The 22,185-nt window shown below is 51.7% G+C and carries 25 protein-coding genes; 12 read left to right on the plus strand and 13 right to left on the minus strand.

Going from position 1 to position 22,185, the window contains the following annotated elements:
• Positions 1-335: 335 nt before the first annotated feature.
• The gene (tdk, locus tag HX884_RS09400) at positions 336-950 is read left to right on the plus strand and encodes a thymidine kinase (protein ID WP_013096267.1); all 615 of its coding nucleotides are present in this window, start codon (positions 336-338) and stop codon (positions 948-950) included.
• Between the two features lie 73 nt (positions 951-1,023).
• On the opposite strand, the gene adhE is transcribed toward tdk, so the two are convergent.
• Together adhE and HX884_RS09410 are read right to left on the minus strand one after the other, a co-directional pair.
• A complete protein-coding gene (gene adhE, locus HX884_RS09405) occupies positions 1,024-3,702 on the minus strand; it encodes a bifunctional acetaldehyde-CoA/alcohol dehydrogenase (RefSeq protein WP_013096268.1) in 2,679 nt (892 codons plus the stop codon).
• 297 nt (positions 3,703-3,999) lie between these two features.
• Positions 4,000-4,275 carry a hypothetical protein gene (locus tag HX884_RS09410; protein WP_162185062.1) on the minus strand — a complete coding sequence of 92 codons (276 nt, stop codon included), beginning with the start codon at positions 4,273-4,275 and terminating at the stop codon, positions 4,000-4,002.
• On the opposite strand from HX884_RS09410, the gene HX884_RS09415 reads away from it, so the two are divergent.
• From HX884_RS09415 to HX884_RS09445, 7 genes are all read left to right on the plus strand, one after another.
• The gene (locus tag HX884_RS09415; RefSeq protein ID WP_058684598.1) at positions 4,181-4,828 is read left to right on the plus strand and encodes a YchE family NAAT transporter; all 648 of its coding nucleotides are present in this window, start codon (positions 4,181-4,183) and stop codon (positions 4,826-4,828) included. The two genes, HX884_RS09410 and HX884_RS09415, sit on opposite strands and share 95 nt — an antisense overlap.
• Positions 4,829-5,598: 770 nt before the next feature.
• Positions 5,599-7,230 (plus strand): oligopeptide ABC transporter substrate-binding protein OppA, encoded by a 1,632-nt coding sequence (gene oppA / locus HX884_RS09420; protein WP_020690922.1) that lies wholly within the window; start codon positions 5,599-5,601, stop codon positions 7,228-7,230.
• Between the two features lie 83 nt (positions 7,231-7,313).
• Positions 7,314-8,234, plus strand: coding sequence for an oligopeptide ABC transporter permease OppB (gene oppB / locus HX884_RS09425; RefSeq protein ID WP_178328046.1), 921 nt, complete (start codon positions 7,314-7,316; stop codon positions 8,232-8,234).
• A gap of 12 nt (positions 8,235-8,246) precedes the next feature.
• Complete coding sequence (gene oppC, locus HX884_RS09430; RefSeq protein ID WP_013096272.1) at positions 8,247-9,155, plus strand: oligopeptide ABC transporter permease OppC; 909 nt, start codon at positions 8,247-8,249, stop codon at positions 9,153-9,155.
• 11 nt (positions 9,156-9,166) lie between these two features.
• Positions 9,167-10,180 carry an ABC transporter ATP-binding protein gene (locus HX884_RS09435; protein WP_013096273.1) on the plus strand — a complete coding sequence of 338 codons (1,014 nt, stop codon included), beginning with the start codon at positions 9,167-9,169 and terminating at the stop codon, positions 10,178-10,180.
• A complete protein-coding gene (oppF, locus tag HX884_RS09440) occupies positions 10,177-11,181 on the plus strand; it encodes a murein tripeptide/oligopeptide ABC transporter ATP-binding protein OppF (protein WP_020690924.1) in 1,005 nt (334 codons plus the stop codon). Before HX884_RS09435 ends, oppF begins: the two co-directional genes overlap by 4 nt.
• 14 nt (positions 11,182-11,195) lie before the next feature.
• On the plus strand, positions 11,196-12,065 hold the full coding sequence (locus tag HX884_RS09445) for an ion transporter (protein WP_029883445.1): 870 nt from the start codon (positions 11,196-11,198) through the stop codon (positions 12,063-12,065).
• A gap of 29 nt (positions 12,066-12,094) precedes the next feature.
• On the opposite strand, the gene HX884_RS09450 is transcribed toward HX884_RS09445, so the two are convergent.
• Positions 12,095-12,424: an HI1450 family dsDNA-mimic protein gene (locus tag HX884_RS09450; RefSeq protein ID WP_013096276.1), complete on the minus strand. Its 330-nt coding sequence runs from the start codon at positions 12,422-12,424 to the stop codon at positions 12,095-12,097.
• 33 nt (positions 12,425-12,457) lie between these two features.
• Complete coding sequence (cls, locus tag HX884_RS09455) at positions 12,458-13,918, minus strand: cardiolipin synthase (protein ID WP_020690926.1); 1,461 nt, start codon at positions 13,916-13,918, stop codon at positions 12,458-12,460.
• Positions 13,919-14,062: 144 nt separating this feature from the next.
• Here cls and HX884_RS09460 point away from each other — a divergent pair, with 144 nt between their 5' ends.
• Positions 14,063-14,236 (plus strand): YciY family protein, encoded by a 174-nt coding sequence (locus HX884_RS09460; RefSeq protein ID WP_086528096.1) that lies wholly within the window; start codon positions 14,063-14,065, stop codon positions 14,234-14,236.
• A 107-nt stretch (positions 14,237-14,343) separates the two neighbouring features.
• The gene (leuE, locus tag HX884_RS09465; RefSeq protein WP_013096278.1) at positions 14,344-14,979 is read left to right on the plus strand and encodes a leucine efflux protein LeuE; all 636 of its coding nucleotides are present in this window, start codon (positions 14,344-14,346) and stop codon (positions 14,977-14,979) included.
• Between the two features lie 35 nt (positions 14,980-15,014).
• Here leuE and HX884_RS09470 read toward each other — a convergent pair whose 3' ends face one another.
• Positions 15,015-15,311, minus strand: coding sequence for a YciI family protein (locus HX884_RS09470; RefSeq protein WP_008502794.1), 297 nt, complete (start codon positions 15,309-15,311; stop codon positions 15,015-15,017).
• A 205-nt stretch (positions 15,312-15,516) separates the two neighbouring features.
• On the opposite strand from HX884_RS09470, the gene tonB reads away from it, so the two are divergent.
• Positions 15,517-16,257, plus strand: a complete 741-nt coding sequence (gene tonB, locus HX884_RS09475) for a TonB system transport protein TonB (protein ID WP_240184393.1) — start codon at positions 15,517-15,519, stop codon at positions 16,255-16,257.
• A gap of 38 nt (positions 16,258-16,295) precedes the next feature.
• Here tonB and yciA read toward each other — a convergent pair whose 3' ends face one another.
• The 4 genes from yciA to HX884_RS09495 all read right to left on the minus strand — a co-directional run bounded on the left by yciA (position 16,296) and on the right by HX884_RS09495 (position 18,566).
• Positions 16,296-16,691: an acyl-CoA thioester hydrolase YciA gene (yciA, locus tag HX884_RS09480; protein WP_013096281.1), complete on the minus strand. Its 396-nt coding sequence runs from the start codon at positions 16,689-16,691 to the stop codon at positions 16,296-16,298.
• Positions 16,692-16,796: 105 nt separating this feature from the next.
• Positions 16,797-17,336 (minus strand): septation protein A, encoded by a 540-nt coding sequence (locus HX884_RS09485; RefSeq protein WP_013096282.1) that lies wholly within the window; start codon positions 17,334-17,336, stop codon positions 16,797-16,799.
• A gap of 56 nt (positions 17,337-17,392) precedes the next feature.
• Positions 17,393-18,136, minus strand: coding sequence for a YciC family protein (locus HX884_RS09490; protein WP_013096283.1), 744 nt, complete (start codon positions 18,134-18,136; stop codon positions 17,393-17,395).
• A 25-nt stretch (positions 18,137-18,161) separates the two neighbouring features.
• Complete coding sequence (locus HX884_RS09495) at positions 18,162-18,566, minus strand: YkgJ family cysteine cluster protein (protein WP_040022183.1); 405 nt, start codon at positions 18,564-18,566, stop codon at positions 18,162-18,164.
• A gap of 281 nt (positions 18,567-18,847) precedes the next feature.
• On the opposite strand from HX884_RS09495, the gene ompW reads away from it, so the two are divergent.
• The gene (ompW, locus tag HX884_RS09500) at positions 18,848-19,480 is read left to right on the plus strand and encodes an outer membrane protein OmpW (protein WP_013096285.1); all 633 of its coding nucleotides are present in this window, start codon (positions 18,848-18,850) and stop codon (positions 19,478-19,480) included.
• A 53-nt stretch (positions 19,481-19,533) separates the two neighbouring features.
• On the opposite strand, the gene HX884_RS09505 is transcribed toward ompW, so the two are convergent.
• The 4 genes from HX884_RS09505 to yedE all read right to left on the minus strand — a co-directional run bounded on the left by HX884_RS09505 (position 19,534) and on the right by yedE (position 22,032).
• Complete coding sequence (locus tag HX884_RS09505; RefSeq protein WP_062729377.1) at positions 19,534-19,938, minus strand: cell envelope integrity TolA C-terminal domain-containing protein; 405 nt, start codon at positions 19,936-19,938, stop codon at positions 19,534-19,536.
• Positions 19,939-20,024: 86 nt separating this feature from the next.
• On the minus strand, positions 20,025-20,459 hold the full coding sequence (uspF, locus tag HX884_RS09510; protein ID WP_013096287.1) for a universal stress protein UspF: 435 nt from the start codon (positions 20,457-20,459) through the stop codon (positions 20,025-20,027).
• Between the two features lie 131 nt (positions 20,460-20,590).
• Complete coding sequence (yedF, locus tag HX884_RS09515; RefSeq protein ID WP_013096288.1) at positions 20,591-20,824, minus strand: sulfurtransferase-like selenium metabolism protein YedF; 234 nt, start codon at positions 20,822-20,824, stop codon at positions 20,591-20,593.
• Positions 20,821-22,032: a selenium metabolism membrane protein YedE/FdhT gene (gene yedE / locus HX884_RS09520; RefSeq protein ID WP_029883576.1), complete on the minus strand. Its 1,212-nt coding sequence runs from the start codon at positions 22,030-22,032 to the stop codon at positions 20,821-20,823. The genes yedF and yedE overlap by 4 nt, the downstream gene beginning before the upstream one ends.
• Between the last annotated feature and the right edge of the window lie 153 nt (positions 22,033-22,185).

Raw genomic sequence — 22,185 nt, forward strand, 5'->3', positions numbered from 1 at the left:
GCGCTCCGGATGAATATGATGATCTCATATCAGGAACTTGTTCGCACCTTCCTTAGTTTCTGCCAGCGTTGCCAGGGCAAAAATAGTTAATAAATAGTGAATTTTAATGAACGTGGATTCCAGTATAAAAAGAAGTGTTATGTTTAGTGGGTTCGCGACATATAGAGCATGCTGAATCCGTTTACCTCCTGTTTTATCGCATTATTTTCCTGTGCATCTCGTGGTTAACTGCGGCTTGAACCCCATACTCTGTGTGGTGTATCGCTGATGACCAGACAAAATATGGTACAATGAATCATTGGGAATATTACACATTGATTAGGGTTTGACGGCCAATGGCACAACTTTATTTCTACTATTCGGCAATGAATGCCGGAAAATCCACGGCGTTACTGCAATCCTCTTACAATTATCAGGAACGAGGGATGCGCACCGTTGTTTACACCGCTGAAATCGACGATCGCTTCGGTGCAGGTAAGGTGAGTTCAAGAATTGGTCTCTCGTCTCCGGCCAGACTGTTTAACCCACAAACGGACCTGTTGCAGGATATCCGTGCCGAGCATACTTCCCAGCCCATTCATTGCGTTCTGGTCGATGAAAGCCAGTTCCTGACGCGTGAACAGGTGCATGCGCTTTCAGAGGTCGTAGATGAACTTGATATTCCCGTTCTCTGCTATGGTTTGCGCACGGACTTTCGCGGGGAGCTATTTGCCGGTAGCCAGTATTTGCTTGCCTGGTCCGATAAACTGGTCGAACTGAAAACCATCTGTTTTTGCGGCCGTAAAGCCAGTATGGTGCTTCGTCTCGATCAGTCTGGTAAACCCTATGCAGACGGTGAGCAGGTGGTGATAGGGGGCAATGAACGCTATGTGTCGGTCTGTCGTAAGCATTATAAAGAGGCGTTGTCTGTGGGCTCCCTGACGGCGATTCAGCACGATAACAGGAAGTAGTTTCAAAGAACTTAAAGCCTGATCTTCAGACATAAAAAAACCCGCCAGAGGCGGGTTTTTTAACAGCGGTCAATTAAGCGCTTTTCTTCGCTTTTTTGTCAGCTTTAATGACGGGTGCTTCTGTTTTCACAGCAGCAACGTCACCTTCTTTGAACTCACGTCCGTAGAATGTATCCAGCAGGATCTGTTTCAGCTCGGAGATCAGTGGGTAGCGCGGGTTCGCACCAGTACACTGGTCATCGAATGCATCTTCAGACAGCTTATCAACGTGTGCCAGGAAGTCAGCTTCCTGAACACCCGCTTCGCGGATAGATTTAGGAATGCCCAGTTCAGCCTTCAGGCTTTCCAGCCATGCCAGCAGTTTCTCGATCTTCGCAGCAGTACGGTCGCCCGGTGCGCTCAGACCCAGGTGGTCTGCGATTTCAGCGTAACGACGACGTGCTTGCGGACGGTCGTACTGGCTGAAAGCAGTCTGCTTGGTTGGGTTGTCATTCGCGTTATAACGGATAACGTTGCTGATCAACAGGGCGTTCGCCAGACCGTGAGGAATGTGGAACTGAGAACCCAGTTTGTGAGCCATGGAGTGGCAAACCCCGAGGAAGGCGTTAGCAAACGCGATACCGGCGATGGTTGCTGCACTGTGGACACGCTCACGGGCAACCGGGTTTTTAGACCCTTCGTTGTAAGACGCTGGCAGGTTTTCTTTCAGCAGTTTCAGCGCCTGCAGAGCCTGACCATCAGAGAACTCAGAAGCCAGTACGGAAACATAGGCTTCCAGGGCGTGAGTTACAGCGTCCAGACCACCGAATGCACACAGTGATTTCGGCATATCCATCACCAGGTTGGCATCAACGATGGCCATATCTGGGGTCAGCGCGTAGTCAGCCAGTGGGTATTTCTGACCCGTTGCGTCATCAGTGACCACTGCGAACGGCGTAACTTCAGAACCTGTACCGGAAGTGGTGGTAACGGCGATCATCTTCGCTTTTACGCCCATTTTCGGGAACTTGTAGATACGTTTACGGATGTCCATAAAGCGCAGCGCCAGTTCTTCGAAGTGGGTTTCTGGATGCTCGTACATCACCCACATGATTTTCGCGGCGTCCATTGGGGAACCACCACCCAGTGCGATAATCACATCTGGTTTGAAGGAGTTAGCCAGCTCCGCACCTTTACGCACAACGCTCAGGGTTGGGTCAGCTTCAACTTCAAAGAACACTTCAGTTTCTACGCCAGCGGCTTTCAGAACAGAGGTGATCTGGTCAGCGTAACCGTTGTTGAACAGGAAACGGTCAGTCACGATGAGCGCACGTTTGTGGCCATCAGTAATCACTTCATCCAGCGCGATTGGCAGAGAACCACGGCGGAAGTAGATAGATTTCGGAAGTTTGTGCCACAACATGTTTTCAGCTCGCTTAGCAACGGTTTTCTTGTTGATCAGGTGTTTTGGACCAACGTTTTCAGAGATGGAGTTACCACCCCAGGAACCACAACCCAGAGTCAGGGAAGGTGCGAGTTTGAAGTTGTACAGGTCGCCGATACCACCCTGAGAAGCCGGGGTGTTAATCAGGATACGTGCAGTTTTCATCATCTGACCAAAGTGAGCAACACGTTCTGGCTGGTTATCCTGGTCAGTGTACAGGCAAGAGGTGTGGCCGATACCACCCATCGCAACCAGTTTCTCTGCTTTCTCAACTGCGTCTTCGAAATCTTTGGCGCGGTACATCGCCAGAGTAGGGGACAGTTTTTCGTGAGCGAATGGTTCGCTTTCGTCGACAACTTTAACTTCACCAATCAGAATTTTGGTGGTTGCCGGAACAGTGAAGCCTGCCAGTTCAGCGATTTTATACGCTGGCTGACCCACGATAGCCGCGTTCAGCGCGCCATTTTTCAGAATGATATCCTGAACCGCTTTCAGCTCTTTGCCCTGCAGCAGGTAGCCGCCGTGGCTGGCGAAACGTTCGCGAACAGCATCATAAACGGAATCAACAACAACAACAGACTGTTCAGAAGCACAGATAACACCGTTGTCGAAGGTTTTGGACATTAGCACGGACGCAACAGCACGTTTGATATCGGCCGTTTCATCAATAACCACTGGGGTATTACCCGCGCCTACGCCGATAGCAGGTTTACCGGAACTGTATGCCGCTTTAACCATGCCAGGACCACCGGTCGCCAGGATCAGGTTAATGTCCGGGTGGTGCATCAGCGCGTTAGAAAGCTCAACGGACGGTTGGTCGATCCAGCCGATCAGATCTTTAGGTGCACCGGCAGCAATCGCAGCCTGCAGAACGATGTCAGCGGCTTTGTTGGTCGCATCTTTTGCACGTGGGTGCGGGGAGAAGATGATTGCGTTACGGGTCTTCAGGCTGATCAGAGATTTGAAGATAGCGGTAGACGTTGGGTTGGTGGTTGGAACGATACCGCAAATAATGCCGATAGGTTCTGCAATGGTGATAGTACCGAAAGTGTCGTCTTCAGACAGCACGCCACAGGTTTTCTCATCTTTATAGGCGTTGTAGATATACTCTGAAGCGAAGTGGTTTTTGATCACTTTATCTTCAACGATACCCATGCCGGATTCGGCAACGGCCATTTTAGCGAGAGGGATTCGAGCATCTGCAGCAGCCAGAGCGGCCGCGCGGAAGATTTTATCAACCTGTTCTTGGGTGAAATTGGCATATTCACGCTGGGCTTTTTTAACGCGCTCGACGAGGGCGTTCAGTTCAGCGATATTAGTAACAGCCATAATGCTCTCCTGATAATGTTTAAACTCTTTTAGTAAACCAGCGCTCGATACGTCAGACAGTATAGACAGAGCCAATACGACTTGCGTAACACACAGTAAAACAATGGGTTACTTCCTGCACCAGCACACTAATTTACTAAAAGAGCCTTACCTTAGCATCATCCTTTTTTGGCAGGTCATCTCCCTGGGGGCGTAATCAAGATTACTCACTTCTGAGTACGAAAATCATGATCTGCGTCAATTTTCCCCCAAGCTGATACCTTTCAGCAAGGTTATTTCTTTGAGATTATTCCAGTGTTAAATAATTAAGTAACTATTGGAAGTGGCGCTATCATTGCTTATACAAATATTTAACATCATGAATTGATAACGTTTTGGCACAGATTTCTGGTGAAGTATGCTGATAAAAAGCGTATCTTCAGCGCGATTTTCACTGACAGTTGTCAGCCCCGGGGCATACGCATAAGCGGAGCAAAATGTGATCTTATCGCTCTTTGATTTTCCTACATATTTTAAGTTTTTTATTGGTTTGTTTGCATTGGTCAACCCGGTGGGGATCATTCCTGTCTTCATTAGTATGACCAGTTACCAGACGGCGGCGGCCAGAAACAAAACCAATCTTACCGCTAACCTGTCAGTGGCGATTATTCTCCTGACCTCCCTTTACCTTGGGGATGCCATTCTTCAGGTGTTCGGTATCTCGATTGATTCTTTCCGTATTGCGGGTGGGATCCTGGTGGTCACCATCGCTATGTCGATGATCAGCGGTAAGCTGGGGGAAGACAAACAGAACAAGCAGGAAAAATCAGAAACCGCCATTCGCGAGAGCATTGGCGTAGTGCCGCTGGCGTTACCGCTGATGGCCGGTCCCGGCGCTATCAGCTCGACGATTGTCTGGGGTACGCGCTACCACAGCTGGATGCATCTGATTGGCTTTTCTGTCGCCATTGCCATTTTTGCGCTTTGTTGTTGGGGCGTGTTCCGCATGGCACCCTGGCTGGTGCGTCTGCTTGGGCAGACAGGCATCAACGTCATTACCCGTATTATGGGGTTGCTATTGATGGCCCTGGGCATCGAATTCATTGTGACCGGCATCAAAAGCATTTTCCCCGGCTTATTGCACTGACATTTCATACGAAAGAACGGAGCCAACGGCTCCGTTTTTTTTACGTGAATATCAGCAAATCATATAAATAAAGTTGAAATGCTTACCTGCCATAATAAATTCTACTAATAATGTTCAATTCTTATATTTCAACAAGTTATTAATCCCACCGTTTCCCGCCTGCACAGAAAACCTGCGATCATTCTGTTATTTTACTCACACGATACTCTGGGGCTTGCTGAGTGATAACCGAAATGATATTAGTAAATTCAACGTTCCCTTAGAGGAATGTGCTAAATAATAATCAGTTATTAAATTTTTGTACAAAATGACGTGATGGTAGCGCAGCGACGCGCGCAGAGAGACTGATTTTTTATCTCTTTGAATGAAAAGATTTTTCTTGTTCTTTCATGTCAGGCAGGGCTGCCATCAACGATTTAGTACACTTCGTAAAAGAGAATTGCTTAACAAATTTGCAAAATGTATTGGCGTGCGTTTACGCCTTTTGATACTTTCCGGCCTAATATTTTGCAGCATAAAACAAGAAGATGAGAATTATTTTCATATAGTCATCTTCGCGAATATCCAACACATGTCTCAGACAGGGGAGACGTGTAAAGAATCGACGCAAGACGGCCATACGAGCGGTCAGTAATAAAGAAGTCGGTGATAGCAAGAAGTAAAAAAAGAACCTGACAGCAGCAAAAAAAACTCCTGCGCTGTACAGGCCCCAACAGGGGATTACACAGCTGGCGAAGGCCAGTAATTATAATGAGTGGAGTACCAACACAATGTCCATCATCACAAAAAAAAATCTGGTAGCGGCGGGGATTTTAACTGCGCTAATCGCGGGCAACGCTGCAATGGCTGCGGACGTGCCTGCAGGGGTACAGCTGGCTGAGAAGCAGACGCTGGTACGTAACAACGGGGCGGAAGTACAGTCTCTTGATCCGCATAAAATTGAGGGCGTGCCAGAGTCAAACGTCAACCGCGACCTGTTTGAAGGGCTGCTGGTCACTGACGTAGAAGGCCACCCGGCACCGGGTGTCGCCGAAAAGTGGGAAAATAAAGATTTTAAAGTCTGGACCTTCCATCTGCGCAAAGATGCTAAATGGTCCGACGGTACACCGGTTACCGCCGAAGATTTCGTTTACAGCTGGCAGCGCCTGGCGAATCCAAACACCGCCTCTCCGTATGCGAGCTATCTGCAATATGGCCATATCGCCAATATCGATGACATCATCGCCGGTAAAAAACCGGTCACCGATCTGGGTGTAAAAGCGATTGATGCCAACACGTTTGAAGTGACGTTGAGCGAACCTGTTCCGTACTTCTATAAACTGCTGGTTCACCCGTCTGTCTCCCCGGTACCGAAATCCGCAGTGGAAAAATTCGGTGAAAAATGGACCCAGCCTGCCAATATTGTGACCAACGGTGCTTATAAACTGAAAGACTGGGTGGTCAACGAACGTATGGTTCTGGAGCGTAACCCGCAATACTGGGATAACGCCAAAACCGTGATTAACCAGGTGACCTACCTGCCAATCTCTTCTGAAGTGACTGACGTGAACCGCTACCGCAGCGGTGAAATCGACATGACCTATAACAACATGCCGATTGAACTGTTCCAGAAACTGAAGAAAGAGATCCCGAAAGAAGTTCATGTCGATCCATACCTGTGTACTTATTACTACGAAATTAACAACCAGAAAGCACCGTTCACCGACGTACGTGTCCGTACGGCGCTGAAGCTGGCACTGGATCGCGATATCATCGTGAACAAAGTGAAAAACCAGGGCGATCTGCCAGCCTACAGCTACACCCCTCCGTACACCGACGGCATGAAACTGGTTGAACCTGAGTGGTTCAAGTGGTCACAGGAAAAACGTAACGAAGAAGCGAAAAAACTGCTGGCCGAAGCAGGATACACCGCAGATAAACCGCTGACGTTTAACCTGCTGTACAACACGTCCGATCTGCATAAAAAACTGGCGATTGCCGTTGCCTCTATCTGGAAGAAAAACCTGGGCGCGAACGTTAAGCTGGAAAACCAGGAGTGGAAAACCTTCCTGGATACCCGTCATCAGGGCACCTTTGACGTGGCGCGTGCAGGCTGGTGTGCGGACTATAATGAACCGACATCCTTCCTGAATACCATGCTCAGCGACAGCTCGAACAACACGGCGCACTATAAGAGCCCGGCATTCGATAAGCTTATCGCTGAGACGCTGCAGGTTACTGACGATGCAAAACGCGCAGACCTGTACGCCAAAGCAGAACAACAGCTCGATAAAGACTCGGCAATTGTACCGGTTTACTACTACGTGAACGCCCGCCTGGTGAAACCATGGGTTGGCGGCTATACCGGTAAAGACCCGTTGGATAATATTTCCGTTAAGAATCTTTATATTATCAAGCATTAATGGCAATACGTGGGGCGGGCCTGGCTTGCCCCACTGTGTCTACTTTGTAACATTCATCAGGCACACGCCAGAAGGTACGGGCAATGTTGAAATTTATCCTGCGTCGCTGTTTAGAAGCGATACCAACGTTATTTATTCTAATTACAATTTCCTTCTTTATGATGCGTCTCGCGCCGGGAAGTCCATTCACGGGTGAACGTACGCTGCCACCTGAAGTGATGGCGAACATCGAAGCGAAATATCATTTAAACGATCCTATCTCCACGCAATACTTCAACTATCTGAAGCAACTGGCGCATGGCGATTTCGGGCCGTCATTCAAATATAAAGACTATTCCGTTAACGACCTGGTGGCGTCCAGCTTCCCGGTATCGGCAAAACTGGGTGCTGCGGCATTCTTGTTGGCTGTGGTTCTCGGGGTCACCGCAGGCGTTATCGCCGCGCTTAAACAAAATACCAAATGGGATTATACGGTAATGGGGGTCGCAATGACCGGGGTGGTTATCCCCAGCTTCGTTGTCGCGCCGTTACTGGTGATGATATTTGCCATCACGCTGAAATGGCTGCCCGGCGGCGGCTGGAACGGCGGGGCACTGAAATTCATGATTTTACCGATGGTGGCGCTTTCTCTGGCTTACATCGCCAGTATCGCGCGTATCACCCGTGGTTCGATGATTGAAGTGTTACATTCAAACTTCATCCGTACCGCGCGCGCGAAAGGGTTGCCGATGCGCCGGATTATCTTCCGCCATGCGCTCAAGCCGGCTCTGTTACCTGTGCTCTCGTACATGGGACCAGCGTTCGTCGGTATTATTACCGGTTCAATGGTTATTGAAACCATCTACGGTCTGCCGGGTATTAGCCAGCTCTTTGTTAACGGTGCCCTCAACCGCGACTATTCTCTGGTGCTGAGCCTGACGATCCTTGTGGGTGCGTTGACCATTCTCTTTAACGCTGTTGTCGATGTGCTGTATGCCGTTATCGACCCGAAAATCCGTTACTAACTGGAGCACGCCATGATGTTGAGTAAGAAAAACAGCGAGGCGCTGGAAAACTTCAGTGAAAAACTGGAAGTCGAAGGTCGTAGCCTCTGGCAGGACGCCCGCCGTCGCTTTATGCATAACCGCGCAGCGGTCGCCAGTCTGGTTGTTCTGGTGCTGATCGCGCTGTTTGTGACCCTGGCGCCGATGCTCTCGCAATTCACCTATTTCGATACGGACTGGGGCATGATGTCCAGCGCGCCGGATATGGAGTCCGGCCACTACTTTGGTACGGACTCGTCCGGCCGTGACCTGCTGGTCCGCGTTGCCATTGGTGGCCGTATTTCATTGATGGTGGGGATTGCAGCAGCGCTGGTGGCCGTGATCGTCGGCACGCTCTATGGCTCGCTCTCCGGCTATCTCGGCGGGAAAGTGGACTCGGTTATGATGCGTCTGCTGGAGATTTTAAACTCCTTCCCGTTCATGTTCTTCGTGATCCTGCTGGTGACCTTCTTCGGCCAGAACATCCTGTTGATCTTCGTGGCCATCGGCATGGTTTCCTGGCTGGATATGGCGCGTATCGTACGTGGCCAGACGCTGAGCCTTAAACGCAAAGAGTTTATCGAAGCGGCGCAGGTGGGGGGTGTATCAACAGGGAATATCGTTGTCCGCCACATTGTTCCTAACGTACTGGGCGTGGTGGTGGTGTATGCCTCACTGCTGGTACCAAGCATGATCCTGTTTGAATCCTTCCTGAGCTTCCTGGGGCTGGGCACGCAAGAGCCGCTGAGCAGCTGGGGCGCGCTGTTGAGCGATGGCGCAAATTCAATGGAAGTTTCACCGTGGCTGCTGTTATACCCGGCGGGTTTCCTGGTCGTGACCCTGTTCTGTTTCAACTTTATCGGCGATGGCCTGCGTGATGCCCTCGACCCGAAAGACCGTTAAGGAGCGCCGTCATGACAATTATTGAAACGGCAACTGCGCCACAGGCGCAACAGCGGAGTGACCTTCTGCTGGATGTAAACGATCTCCGCGTCACCTTTAAGACGCCGGACGGGGATGTCACTGCCGTAAACGATCTCAACTTCAACCTGCGCGCGGGTGAAACGCTGGGTATCGTGGGCGAATCCGGCTCCGGGAAATCTCAGACGGCGTTCGCGCTGATGGGGCTGCTGGCCGCAAACGGTGTGATTGGCGGATCCGCCAAATTCAATGGACGTGAGATCCTCAACCTGCCTGAACACGAGCTGAACAAGCTGCGTGCTGAGCAGATTTCGATGATTTTCCAGGATCCGATGACCTCGTTGAACCCGTACATGCGCGTCGGTGAGCAACTGATGGAAGTCCTGATGCTGCACAAAGGGTTGAGCAAAGCTGAAGCCTTTGAAGAGTCCGTTAAAATGCTCGATGCGGTAAAAATGCCAGAGGCGCGTAAGCGCATGCGCATGTTCCCGCACGAGTTCTCTGGCGGTATGCGTCAGCGTGTGATGATTGCCATGGCGCTGCTGTGTCGTCCAAAACTGCTGATTGCCGATGAACCCACCACCGCGCTGGATGTGACCGTCCAGGCGCAAATCATGACCCTGCTGAACGAGCTTAAGCGTGAGTTCAACACGGCGATTATTATGATCACCCACGATTTAGGCGTGGTTGCCGGTATCTGTGACAAAGTGCTAGTGATGTATGCCGGCCGTACGATGGAATATGGCAAAGCGCGCGATGTTTTCTATCAGCCTGCGCACCCGTACTCGATCGGCCTGTTGAATGCGGTGCCACGTCTTGATGCGGAAGGGGAATCCCTGTTGACCATTCCGGGCAACCCGCCAAACCTGCTGCGCCTGCCGAAAGGCTGCCCTTTCCAGCCGCGCTGCCCGCACGCGATGGAGATTTGTAACAGCGCTCCGCCGCTGGAAGAGTTTGCACCAGGCCGTCTGCGCGCCTGCTTTAAGCCGCAGGAGGAGCTGGTATGAACGCATTAGATGAAAAAAGAAATGTGCTGCTCGAAATTGCCGATCTTAAAGTGCATTTCGACATCAAAGACGGTAAACAGTGGTTCTGGCAGCCGCCCAAGACCCTGAAAGCTGTGGATGGCGTAACGCTTCGTCTGTATGAAGGGGAAACGCTGGGCGTGGTGGGTGAGTCCGGATGCGGTAAATCGACCTTTGCGCGTGCCATTATCGGGCTGGTGAAAGCGACCGGCGGTAAAGTAGCGTGGCTGGGTAAAGATCTGCTGGGGATGAAGCCCGAAGAGTGGCGCGACGTACGCAGCGATATCCAGATGATATTCCAGGATCCGCTGGCCTCCTTAAACCCGCGTATGACCATTGGTGAAATCATTGCCGAGCCGCTGCGGACCTATCATCCGAAGATGCCACGTCAGGAAGTACGCGATCGTGTTAAGGCGATGATGATGAAAGTGGGGCTGCTGCCAAACCTCATCAACCGCTATCCGCACGAATTTTCTGGCGGCCAGTGTCAGCGTATCGGTATTGCCCGCGCGTTAATCCTTGAGCCGAAGCTGATCATCTGCGATGAGCCTGTCTCCGCGCTGGATGTGTCGATTCAGGCGCAGGTGGTTAACCTGCTGCAGAAGCTGCAGCGTGAAATGGGGCTGTCGCTGATCTTTATTGCGCACGACCTGGCGGTGGTGAAGCACATTTCTGACCGCGTACTGGTTATGTACCTGGGCCATGCCGTGGAGCTGGGCACCTATGATGAGGTGTACCACAATCCACTGCACCCCTACACCAAAGCGCTGATGTCCGCGGTGCCAATTCCCGATCCCGATCTGGAAAAAAATAAAACCATCCAGCTGCTGGAAGGCGAATTGCCGTCGCCGATTAACCCGCCATCAGGCTGCGTGTTCCGTACGCGATGCCCACTGGCCGGGCCGGAGTGTGCGAAAACACGACCGGTTCTGGAAGGCAGTTTCCGACATGCGGTTTCCTGCCTGAAAGTAGACCCGTTATAATCGCAAGGGCTGACATGATGTCAGCCCTTATTTTTTGCGAGGTTACCGTGTCGAGTCTATTCACCTCAGCTCGTCGGCGGCTTTATCATTTTTTATTCGATCCTAAAACGATATCCGGACGCCGCTTCGAAGGGATCTGCGGACTGTTTGCACTCATCAGCGTGGTGGTTATTTTCTTTGAATCGGGAGCCGGGACGCAGTATCACCTGACCTATGATGAATGGCATATTTTTGTCTGGATCGAACTGATTATTACCCTGGTCTTTACTGCTGAATATCTGCTGCGGGTCGTCTGCTGGCCCAACCCGGCGAGATATGTTTTCAGTTTCTGGGGATTTATCGATTTAGCCACCGTCCTGCCGCTCTATGTCATGTGGTTGTGGCCAGAGATTAGCCTGAGCTATGTCTTTGCATGGCGGGCGATGCGCGTTATTCGTGTATTACGTATTCTGAAATTGCTGCGTTTTATGCCGTCTCTGCGGGTCTTCTGGAGCGCAATAGTCAGTGCCCGGCATCAGCTCATTCTGTTTTACTCGTTTATCGCGATCGTCATGATTGTTTTCGGTGCGTTGATGTACCTGATAGAAGGGCCAAAATATGGCTTCACAACGCTGAATGCCTCTGTGTATTGGGCCATTGTCACCGTCACGACCGTTGGCTACGGGGATATCACGCCGCATACGCCGCTTGGACGTATCGTCGCATCGGTGCTGATTCTGATTGGGTATTCGGTGATTGCCATTCCGACAGGTCTTATCACAACCCATATGAGCAGCGCATTTCAGAGCCGCAAACAGCAGCGAAAATGTCCGGGTTGTCACCAGGCTGAACATGAGCTTAACGCCCGCTACTGTAACCGTTGCGGGAGTGCGCTACCGGATTAAACAAAAAAGGCTGCATCCGCAGCCTTTTACTATTCGCGCCAGATGATATGGCACAGCTTATGGTCTTTCTCGCGGCAGAGCAGCACGCGGGCGAAGATGTCATTAATTTCGCCACCATCTTCATCTGCCAGCCCAATCACCACTTCGGCAAAGAAGTCAGGATTGAGATCGTAGTCCACGTGCTCAGCCCAGTCTTCTGCAGGGTCGAATAACTCCGCGCCGCCGCGCTCTTCGAACTGCAGATTAAAGAGGATCACATCTGCGGGATCGAGGTTATCAACCGCCAGTTCGAGAAAAATGTCATAGGCCTGCTCGAGCGTTTCGTCTTCGGTCAGGCGATTGTTCAGATCCATTTCCATGATGACTACCTGTTAAACATCGTTGGGCACGTTTTACAGCAACGGACTAAAGAAGTAAAACAGTCGTTCAGCAATTCTCTGCCACAGCGGACGTTTTACCCACAGCCGGGCATCCAGCAGACGCGAACGGGAGATATAATCGTCCTGTACCGCCGCCAGATCACCGCCGAATCCGGCATCATCAATGACCAGCGTGATTTCAAAGTTTAACCACAGGCTGCGCATATCCAGGTTTACCGTGCCCACCAGACTTAACTCACCGTCCACGAGGACGCTTTTGGTATGCAGGAGCCCGCCTTCAAACTGGTAGATTTTTACCCCGGCGGCAAGCAGTTCGCTAAAGAACGCGCGGCTGGCCCAGCCCACCAGAAGTGAGTCATTTTTGCGTGGCAGAATGATGCTGACATCGACACCGCGCTGTGCTGCGGTGCAGATTGCGTGCAGCAGGTCATCGCTCGGAACGAAGTAGGGGGTGGTCATGATCAGATATTCACGCGCCGCGTAAGTGGCGGTCAGCAGCGCCTGATGGATTAAATCCTCCGGGAAACCCGGCCCGGAGGCAATGGTATGGATGGTATGTCCGCTGGCCTCTTCAAAGGGCATGATATTGCCATCCGGTGGCGGCGGGAGAATACGTTTGCCGGTTTCTATCTCCCAGTCACAGGAATAGACAATCCCCATGGAGGTGGCGATCGGTCCTTCCATCCTTGCCATCAGGTCAATCCACTGGCCGACACCCGAGTCCTGCTTGAAGAAACGGGGGTCCACCATGTTCATGCTGCCGGTATAGGCAATATAGTTGTCGATCATGATCATCTTGCGGTGCTGGCGAAGATCCATTCGGCGCAGGAAAACGCGCAGTAAATTGACCTTTAACGCCTCCACCACTTCGATGCCGGCATTACGCATCATCCCTGCCCAGGGGCTACGGAAAAAGGCGACGCTGCCTGCGGAGTCGAGCATCAGACGGCAGTGAATGCCACGACGTGCAGCAGCCATCAGCGATTCCGCCACCTGGTCTGCCATCCCGCCGGGCTGCCAGATATAGAACACCATCTCGATATTGTGACGAGCCAGTTGAATATCGCGGATCAGGGCCTGCATGACGTCATCAGAAGAGGTCAGCAGCTGGAGTTGATTGCCTTTTACCCCACCAATACCTTGTCTGAGTTCGCACAGTTTAAATAATGAGGAGGCAACGCTGCTGTTTTCCTCTGCGAAGATGTGTTTACAGGCTTTAAGATCGCTCAGCCATTTGGCGGTGGAAGGCCACATGGCCCGGGCACGCTCGGCACGACGCTTGCCCAGATGAAGTTCACCGAAAGAGAGATAGGCAATAATTCCTACCAGCGGCAGGATATAAATTATAAGAAGCCAGGCCATGGCAGAGGGTACGGCTCTGCGCTTCATCAGGATGCGCAATGTCACACCCGCGATTAACAGCCAGTATCCCAGAATGACCAGCCAACTCACCACGGTGTAGAAGGTTGTCATAGGTAAAAAAATCCTTTTGAAAGCGTATTGTTATGAGTGTACGCATCAGGAATCATCTGGCAAATAAAAACGCCAGGTAAAAGCGCTGGTTTGCTGCAGGGTTGGGTTTATAATGGCCTCTCTTTTAAAGAAAGAGTTGTAGACATGAAGCGCAGTAGAACTGAAGTAGGGCGCTGGCGCATGTTGCGACAGGTGAACCGTCGTAAGGCTCGTTGGCTGGAAGCACAATCCCGCCGCAATATGCGTATACACGCCATCAGGAAATGTGGAATGACCCGGCACCGCAATGCGTTGCTGTTCGCAGTCCAGGATTTCTGAGAACCATCAGGGCACCGCAAGGTGCCCAATGATTTTATGGCGTCTGGTTGTTGGGAATAGCGTCTTTGCAGCGCTATTCCTGTTGTGTTGAGCAAAAGGAGGGAGAAGTGTTTGCGGAGTTTGGCGTACTGAATTTCTGGACATACGTTGTCGGCGCATTTTTTATAGTACTGGTGCCAGGGCCGAATACTTTATTTGTGCTGAAAACCGGGATTGGTCACGGCGTTAAAAAAGGGTATCTCGCCGCCACCGGCGTGTTTATCGGCGATGCCGTACTGATGTTCCTGGCCTGGGCGGGCGTTGCCGCGTTAATTCAGACCACACCGGTACTGTTTAATATCGTACGTTATTTAGGAGCTTTTTATCTGCTGTGGCTGGGCGGTAAAATGCTCTGGTCGGTTATTACCCGTCAGAATAATACACATGAAAGCGGTACCGAGCCTGCCAGCATGATCATGAAACGCTCGCTGGTATTGAGCCTGACGAACCCGAAAGCTATTCTGTTCTACGTCTCGTTCTTTGTTCAGTTTATCGATGTGAATGCGAAGAATACCGGTACCTCTTTCCTGATCCTCGCGACCACGCTTGAGCTAATAAGCTTTATGTATATGAGCTTCCTGATCTTCTCAGGCGCTTTTGTCACACGTTATCTGAAAACGAAAAAGAAACTGGCAAAGCTGGGGAACGGCCTGATAGGACTATTGTTTGTCGGGTTTGCGGCGCGATTAGCATCGCTGCATTGATTGAAAGAAAGGCTCCTGAGGGAGCCTTTTTGATATCAGAACACTTTCTTGTACGGTCGAACCGTCACTTTCGCATACACACCCGCAGCAACGTACGGATCGGCATCGGCCCAGGCCTGAGCGGCCTCCTGGGATTCAAACTCGGCAATCACCGTGGAGCCAGAAAAACCGGCAGCACCCGGATCGTTGCTGTCGACGGCCGGCATAGGGCCCGCAGTCAGTAAACGCCCTTCATCCTGCAGCAACTGTAAGCGTGCGAGGTGAGCAGGGCGTACAGACTGGCGTTTTTCCAGGGAATCAGCGACATCTTCAGAGTAAATCACGTAAAACACGGTGAAGCTCCTTAACCATTAAAAGTGTCAGTTACGTTATGTGAAAGGACAACTGACTGCAATGTAAAATAAAAACAATGTTAATACCCTGATCTGAATGCCTCTTTTTTGGCCTCTCCCGCGCCTAAATTGCGCCAGAACAAAGTGTCTTATTGAATATGATTGCTATTTGCATTTAAAATCAGGATTCGGTTTTTTAACGTTGATGATTATGACTTCGATGACCCTTGATTTACCTCGCCGCTTTCCCTGGCCGACGCTGCTTTCTGTCGTGATTCACGGTGCTGTCGTGGCGGGTTTGCTCTATACCTCGGTTCATCAGGTTATTGAAATGCCAGCGCCTTCGCAGCCCATTTCAGTGACGATGGTCTCGCCTGCGGATCTTGAGCCGCCGCAGGTTGCACCTCCGCCGCAGCCGGTTGCTGAGCCGGAGCCAGAACCAGAACCTGAGCCGGTTCCGGAGCCACCAAAGGAAGCGCCGGTGGTGATCCATAAGCCAGAACCCAAACCGAAGCCTAAGCCGAAACCAAAACCGGTGAAAAAGGTGGAGGAGCGCCCTAAACGGGAAGAACGTCCGGTTGAACCACGCGCTACGCAGAGGGTAGAAAACACAGCGCCTTCGCGTCCGTTGATGAATAACACGCCCGCGACCGCAAAACCGACGCCAACCGCGCCCGCTGGCCCGCGCGCCGTGAGCCGCAACCAGCCGCAATATCCTCCTCGTGCTCAGGCGTTGCGCATTGAAGGTCGCGTGCGGGTCAAATTTGACGTCACCCCGGACGGGCGTGTTGATAACGTGGAAATCTTGTCTGCTCAGCCTTCAAATATGTTTGAGCGTGAAGTGAAATCGGCGATGCGCAGATGGCGTTATGAGCCAGGCAAACCAGGCAGTGGGTTAATCGTTAATATTGTTTTCCGCCTGAACGGCGGGGCGCAGATGGAATAAGAAAAGCCTCCGCAAGGAGGCTTTTTTATGTCTGACGATCAGGCCTGAGGCAGCTGGCGGGGTTTGCCCTCGCTATCGACTGCCACATAAATAAACAGCGCTTCTGTTGCTTTATAACGCTGTCCAATCGGTTCAGATGAGACCTTTTTCACCCAGACTTCAATGTTAATGGAAATGGAAGTGTTACCGCGCTTGACGCAGCGTGCATAGCAGCAGACCACATCACCCACCGCGACCGGGCGCAGGAAGGTCATCCCATCCACCCGGACGGTCACAACGCGACCATGCGCGATCTCTTTTGCCAGAATTGCGCCGCCCATATCCATTTGCGACATCAGCCAGCCGCCAAAAATATCGCCATTGGCATTCGTGTCCGCAGGCATTGCCAGTGTGCGTAAAACCAGTTCGCCCTGAGGGGCGTCATTTGTTGTCATTGTTTTAAACTCGTAACTGAAGACTTCAGGCGGGATGCTACTATGATTTTTGGCAGGAGAGAATAGACCAGAACGCCTGTTGTGCACGTTCTGGTCGGGGATTCATCAGTGTTTATCATCCTGCGGCATGTGCCGGTAGATATAGACACCGCTTAACAGAGTGAAGATGAGCGTCAGCGCCGTCAGACCAAAGACCTTGAAGTTGACCCAGATATTCTGCGGCAGCCAGAAGGCGATGTAGATATTCGCCAGGCCGCAAAGAATAAAGAACAGCGCCCAGGCGATATTCAGACGGGACCATACTTCCTGTGGCAGCGTCAGCTCTTTACCCAGCATGCGCTGGATCAGTGGCTTTTTCATTACCCACTGGCTGATCAGCAATGCACCGGCAAACAGCGCGTAAATCACGGTGACTTTCCATTTAATGAATTCATCGTTGTGAAAGAACAGCGTAAGCCCACCGAACACGGCCACCAGTGCGAACGTAATCAGAGCCATTTTTTCGACTTTACGATAGCGAACCCAGCTGTAGATCAGCACGATAGCGGTAGCAACGATCAGCGCCATCGTGGCTGCATAAATGTCATACAGCTTATAAAACGCGAAAAACACGACCAGCGGTAAAAAATCAAGAAACTGCTTCATTCTGTGATTCCATCTTCTGTGTGGGGCCGGGTTTTGCGATGCACCCGGCCACAGGATTACTGACGAATTAACATATACAGGCGGAACAGATAAACCAGCAGTATCGCTGAAATCAGGTTACTCAGCGTGTTGGCTACCACCGCACCGACGTTCGGCGTTAAGACTGCAAAGTTTGGGGCAAACAGCAGCAGGAGCGTTTTGGCCAGCAGCCAGCTAATTACGGCCGGTGCCACCAGGCGCATATTGGCCCATGCCAGTTTGATGCTGCTGCGCATGGCGGTAAAGATCCCCATTTTGTCCTGCACCACCATCACCGGCGCGAACGCGAGGACGATAGCCAGCAGCACGCCTGGAACCACAACGAGCATGATCCCCATCTGCACCAGCAGGGTGGTTAAAAAGATGAGGATAAACAGCTTAGGCAATACCGGCGCGCTGGCACCGATCGCCCGTAAGGCGCTGACGCGGTGGCCTGCAGAAACCAGCTGGATCATCAGCAGAACACCGCCCGCGAGAATGGCATTGCCGATCAGTCCAGAGAAAGTCGATGCCGCAGAGGCCCGCAGCAGGATTTGCTGCTGCTCTGGCGTCATGTTTTGCACCAGCTCAAACAACCCCACGCTCCCTGCAAGATGGTCGCCCTGGCTCAGGCTGGCGATCTGTTCGTCACTCGGAGAGAACGCGTGACCCAGCACCACCGTAATAAAGGCGCATAACAACGCGATCAGTAAAAAGGTTACGAACTGATTGCGGAAAAAGTTTCCCGTGTCACGGTAGACAGACTTCGCCGTGATAGACATGCACTCTCCTTGAGTATTGCAGGTGTTAATTAGCCGGCAATTGTACACCGGATAACGCGGTCGTGGCAGCATCAAGGCTTGTATGGAAAAGCATATCTTTGTAAAGCGGCGGTAATCCGAAGCGCGCGCGGGCGCGATTACAGGCTTCGTTGACCTGACCCTCTTCGCCAGACATCGTAAAGTCCCGACACGGGCTGGGGCGATCCTCATAGATGGAGCAGCGGGTCGACACGCCTGGCTCGCCTTGTAACGCCATACAGCGGGCCTGCTTTTGATTCGTACCGCTCATGCAGCGCAGAAAAGGGGATAACGGTTCAGTGAGATGAACCGGAACGGTGCCGCCGCCATCGCTGGCTTCGGCCCAGTAGAAAGAGACTCGAAAATACGCACAACAGGCTCCGCACGTCATGCACGGGTTCATATCACTCATGGCACACCTGCAAAAAAGAACGCATCAAATCACATTGTGAGAGCGCTAAATTATCCAGCCGCCATTCGAAGAGCAAGAGGGGGGAAACAGAAAATTTTGTAACCGGGAAATGCCAAAAATTGACGTAAGAACAACTTTTGGCCTTACGGTGTGTCACCAAAAATTAACCCAGATCAATGAATGTTAAGTTACTGGTTTTAATGTGATCTGTGACAGATCACTTATTACTCATTTGTGAGTATATTCTCATCCGCAGCTAAAACCACAACGATGGAGCGGATATGAAAAAATTAGCGGTGGCAGCCCTTATCTTAAGCAGTCTCTCTGGCGGCGCGTATGCGCATGAAGCAGGTGAATTCTTTATTCGTGCCGGTTCGGCAACGGTACGTCCAACTGAAGGTTCTGATAACGTGCTGGGAATGGGCGGCTTTAACGTAAGCAACAACACCCAGTTAGGTTTAACATTCACGTATATGGCGACGGATAACATTGGCGTTGAGCTTCTGGCAGCAACGCCATTCCGTCATCGCGTAGGTTTAGGCCCAACCGGTGATATCGCCACGGTGCACCATCTGCCGCCAACGTTGATGGCGCAGTGGTACTTTGGTGACTCAAGCAGCAAACTGCGCCCCTATATCGGCGCGGGCGTGAACTACACCACCTTCTTCGATGAGAAATTCAACGATACCGGTAAAGAGGCCGGGCTGACCGATCTCAGCCTGAAAGATTCATGGGGCGTGGCAGGACAGGTGGGGATGGACTATCTCATTAACCGCGACTGGTTAATTAACGCCTCAGTCTGGTATATGGATATCGATACCGATGTCCGCTTCAAGGCAGGCGGACAGCAACAAAGCATCAGTACCCGTCTGGATCCATGGGTATTTATGTTCTCTGCAGGTTATCGTTTCTGATTCTACTTTCCGGGACTGGCCAGAACATGGCCAGTCTTTCTAGCGGCTTACCTCTACGGTTGCCCCTCCATGTTCCAGCGGGCAGAACCCATATCCTGAAATACACGCTCGTCTGTGAAGGGCGGGAAGGTGGCCCGTGTTGCCGCGTCGGCTAAAGCCTGGCAATACGCTTTGTCTCCGCCTTTTATCTCCAGGTTCTGCAATAGCCCGTCGATGGTAAAGTCGAGATGCATGTTGCATCGCTTACCATTCCAGGCGTGTGGATCGGCCAGCGCCGAGTCCAGCGCTTTCTTTATCGCGGCAGCCTGTTGACCATAGATATCCTTATCGGAGACTTTACCGGACTGCTTATAGGAGCACGAGTCGAGAGCGGTTTTCTTCTGACAACCTTCAGGCGCGAGAGGAGCACAGCCCGTTATTACTGTGGCAAGGCATACCAGCATCACTACTTTTTTCATTGTTAAGTCCGTTTATCGAAAATTTTATTGTAAAACGTTTTAAATAAGCCCCGGTATACCGGGGCTTAAGTTTCTCACCAGCCTCGCTAGCGTACAACCAGCACCGGGCATTTTGCATGGCGTACCACAACCGCCGCGTTTGAACCTAAAAGGTAGGTTGTGATATCCGGTCGATGCGACGCAATGATAATGAGGTCAGCGTTGATACTGTCAGCCAGCTTCAGGATCTGATCTTTAGGCGCACCTGAAATGGCGTGTGTCTCCACACGATCGGCAGGTAAATTGAACTGCTTAACCATCTCTTTGAGCTTCGTAAGGGCTTCCTCCTGAATCTCCGCCAGCTTTGGCATTTCAACCGAATACGCCAGCCCAAGCGATGAATAGTAAGGGAAAGAAGGCACTACCGTCAGAAAATGGATTTTACCGTTACCGATTGCTGCGTTTGCCTGAACATAGGGAATCACCTGTTCGGTCAGACGACTTTCAGAGATATCGACAGGGACTAAAATTGAATTAAACATACCTCACCTCCTGTTTGTTTTTTATCCACTTTAAGTGTAGTGCTACCATTTTCAGTGGCGCTGTATTCGCCATCAAAATGGGAGGTGAGGCAGCTTTTTTGACGGGGGGGACGCCCCCGTCACCTGGCGGTTTACTTCTGGATAAGATAGCGAATGGTCGGGCCATCCTGCTGAATATCCAGTACGGTGTAACCGTGGTTTTTGGCATCCAGAGGAATGTTGTTGATGGACTGCGGGCAGTCGCTCACCACTTCCAGAATTTCCCCTTTTTGAAGCTGCGGGAGCGCTTCAAGCGTAGCGACAGCCGGGTAAGGACACGGTTCACCGACCATATCAAGGCGGTAGTCAGGCACAATCTCTTTCATGCTGCATTCTCCTGGGGTTCAGGTTTAACCGTGGCACGGCGGAAGAAACGTTTCTCTTGCGCGACAACCAGTAAAAAAGCGACCAGCAGCAGGGCGTAGGTCACCAGCAGTCCACCGAGTGGGCCAAACGTGCTGAGCAGATTCACCTTGTCCCAGTTCGTGGCCAGCACCGGAGACAAATCGTCCCAGTACCAGGCCAGCAGGGTGGAGCCGATGACGTTCCCCAGACCTACCCACCAGTAATGCACCTGACCTTCAACCGCGCGGTACATCCAGCCGGTTTCACACCCGCCAGCCAGTACAATTCCGAAGCCAAACAGCAGACCGCCAATCACCGCGTTCGGACCAGCCCACATGATTTTCGGCTCAACACCCAGTTGCACATAGCTGAAGATGCCAATGGCGCTTACCGCCATACCCGCAATAATCGCTTTGGCCATCATTGTACGGCCGGTGATCCACATATCGCGAAACGCCGAGGTGAAGCAGATCTGCGCACGTTCTATCAGCAGGCCGAAACCGACACCGAACAGCATGGCCAGGCCCAGCTTAGGCTGGTTGAGCGCCGTACAGAGCGCCCAGGCGACCATGGCGAAAAAGACCAACATGCCGAGACGAAAACGACGACGCGCCTGAGAAGGCTTTTGCGTCAGCGGCGAGGCAGCGCTGACCTTCACCATTTTGACCGGAATGCGGAACAGCGGCAGGAGGGTAAACTTCGCGCCAAAGTAAGAGCCAATCGCCGTGGCGACAGCAAAAAACCAGGCGTGCAGCGAAAACTGTGGAATGCCGGTAAAGAAAGCGGCCAGGTTGCACCCCATCGCCAGACGGGCGCCGAACCCGGCAATCATGCCGCCGACAATCGCCTGCATAACGCGTATCCGGCTTTTAGGCATTCGCAACTTAACGTTGTTAGCCCACAGCGCGGCGGCAAAACACCCCCCGAACATGCCGATAATCATCATACCGTCGATGCGGGTCAGCGGCGTGCCGTCCAGATGAATAAGCTTAAAGTAACCCCACTCCTCGGTATGTACGCCAGCGAGCTGCAGCAGTTGCCCACCCCAGCGGGTGAATTCGCCGGTCACGGCCCAGAAGGTGCCGGTAATGCCGAAATAGTAGGTGGAAAGGATCCCCGCCGCGATGACGGCCGGTACTGGTGACCAGAACTTAACCAGGTAAGTCTGTTTGAAGTATTGCCATGACATGAGTAAGCCTCTGAACTCAGAAGGTTTAAAGCCGAAAAGAGACCAAATCATACGCTTACGGCAAGGTTTGAAAAGCCATTCACGCCGAAAATATCGATGGGATCAATTTTGGCGTAACGCTTAAGTGATAGCGGGAATATAAGAGGAAGACCG

This window comes from Enterobacter sp. SECR19-1250 (assembly GCF_013391025.1).
GTDB classification, from domain to species: Bacteria; Pseudomonadota; Gammaproteobacteria; order Enterobacterales; family Enterobacteriaceae; genus Enterobacter; species Enterobacter cloacae.

What these genes read in the sequence shown, in the direction of transcription:
- oppC (WP_013096272.1), top strand. Translation starts at nt 8,247, where the DNA reads ATGATGTTGAGTAAGAAAAACAGCGAGGCGCTGGAAAACTTCAGTGAA.
- yedE (WP_029883576.1), bottom strand. Translation starts at nt 22,032, where the DNA reads ATGTCATGGCAATACTTCAAACAGACTTACCTGGTTAAGTTCTGGTCA.
- tonB (WP_240184393.1), top strand. Translation starts at nt 15,517, where the DNA reads ATGATTATGACTTCGATGACCCTTGATTTACCTCGCCGCTTTCCCTGG.
- adhE (WP_013096268.1), bottom strand. Translation starts at nt 3,702, where the DNA reads ATGGCTGTTACTAATATCGCTGAACTGAACGCCCTCGTCGAGCGCGTT.
- tdk (WP_013096267.1), top strand. Translation starts at nt 336, where the DNA reads ATGGCACAACTTTATTTCTACTATTCGGCAATGAATGCCGGAAAATCC.
- HX884_RS09435 (WP_013096273.1), top strand. Translation starts at nt 9,167, where the DNA reads ATGACAATTATTGAAACGGCAACTGCGCCACAGGCGCAACAGCGGAGT.
- ompW (WP_013096285.1), top strand. Translation starts at nt 18,848, where the DNA reads ATGAAAAAATTAGCGGTGGCAGCCCTTATCTTAAGCAGTCTCTCTGGC.
- HX884_RS09495 (WP_040022183.1), bottom strand. Translation starts at nt 18,566, where the DNA reads ATGAGTGATATGAACCCGTGCATGACGTGCGGAGCCTGTTGTGCGTAT.
- uspF (WP_013096287.1), bottom strand. Translation starts at nt 20,459, where the DNA reads ATGTTTAATTCAATTTTAGTCCCTGTCGATATCTCTGAAAGTCGTCTG.
- HX884_RS09445 (WP_029883445.1), top strand. Translation starts at nt 11,196, where the DNA reads ATGATGTCAGCCCTTATTTTTTGCGAGGTTACCGTGTCGAGTCTATTC.
- HX884_RS09485 (WP_013096282.1), bottom strand. Translation starts at nt 17,336, where the DNA reads ATGAAGCAGTTTCTTGATTTTTTACCGCTGGTCGTGTTTTTCGCGTTT.
- HX884_RS09410 (WP_162185062.1), bottom strand. Translation starts at nt 4,275, where the DNA reads ATGAAGACAGGAATGATCCCCACCGGGTTGACCAATGCAAACAAACCA.
- yedF (WP_013096288.1), bottom strand. Translation starts at nt 20,824, where the DNA reads ATGAAAGAGATTGTGCCTGACTACCGCCTTGATATGGTCGGTGAACCG.
- oppB (WP_178328046.1), top strand. Translation starts at nt 7,314, where the DNA reads ATGTTGAAATTTATCCTGCGTCGCTGTTTAGAAGCGATACCAACGTTA.
- yciA (WP_013096281.1), bottom strand. Translation starts at nt 16,691, where the DNA reads ATGACAACAAATGACGCCCCTCAGGGCGAACTGGTTTTACGCACACTG.
- HX884_RS09490 (WP_013096283.1), bottom strand. Translation starts at nt 18,136, where the DNA reads ATGTCTATCACGGCGAAGTCTGTCTACCGTGACACGGGAAACTTTTTC.
- oppA (WP_020690922.1), top strand. Translation starts at nt 5,599, where the DNA reads ATGTCCATCATCACAAAAAAAAATCTGGTAGCGGCGGGGATTTTAACT.
- HX884_RS09460 (WP_086528096.1), top strand. Translation starts at nt 14,063, where the DNA reads ATGAAGCGCAGTAGAACTGAAGTAGGGCGCTGGCGCATGTTGCGACAG.
- oppF (WP_020690924.1), top strand. Translation starts at nt 10,177, where the DNA reads ATGAACGCATTAGATGAAAAAAGAAATGTGCTGCTCGAAATTGCCGAT.
- cls (WP_020690926.1), bottom strand. Translation starts at nt 13,918, where the DNA reads ATGACAACCTTCTACACCGTGGTGAGTTGGCTGGTCATTCTGGGATAC.
- HX884_RS09450 (WP_013096276.1), bottom strand. Translation starts at nt 12,424, where the DNA reads ATGGAAATGGATCTGAACAATCGCCTGACCGAAGACGAAACGCTCGAG.
- HX884_RS09505 (WP_062729377.1), bottom strand. Translation starts at nt 19,938, where the DNA reads ATGAAAAAAGTAGTGATGCTGGTATGCCTTGCCACAGTAATAACGGGC.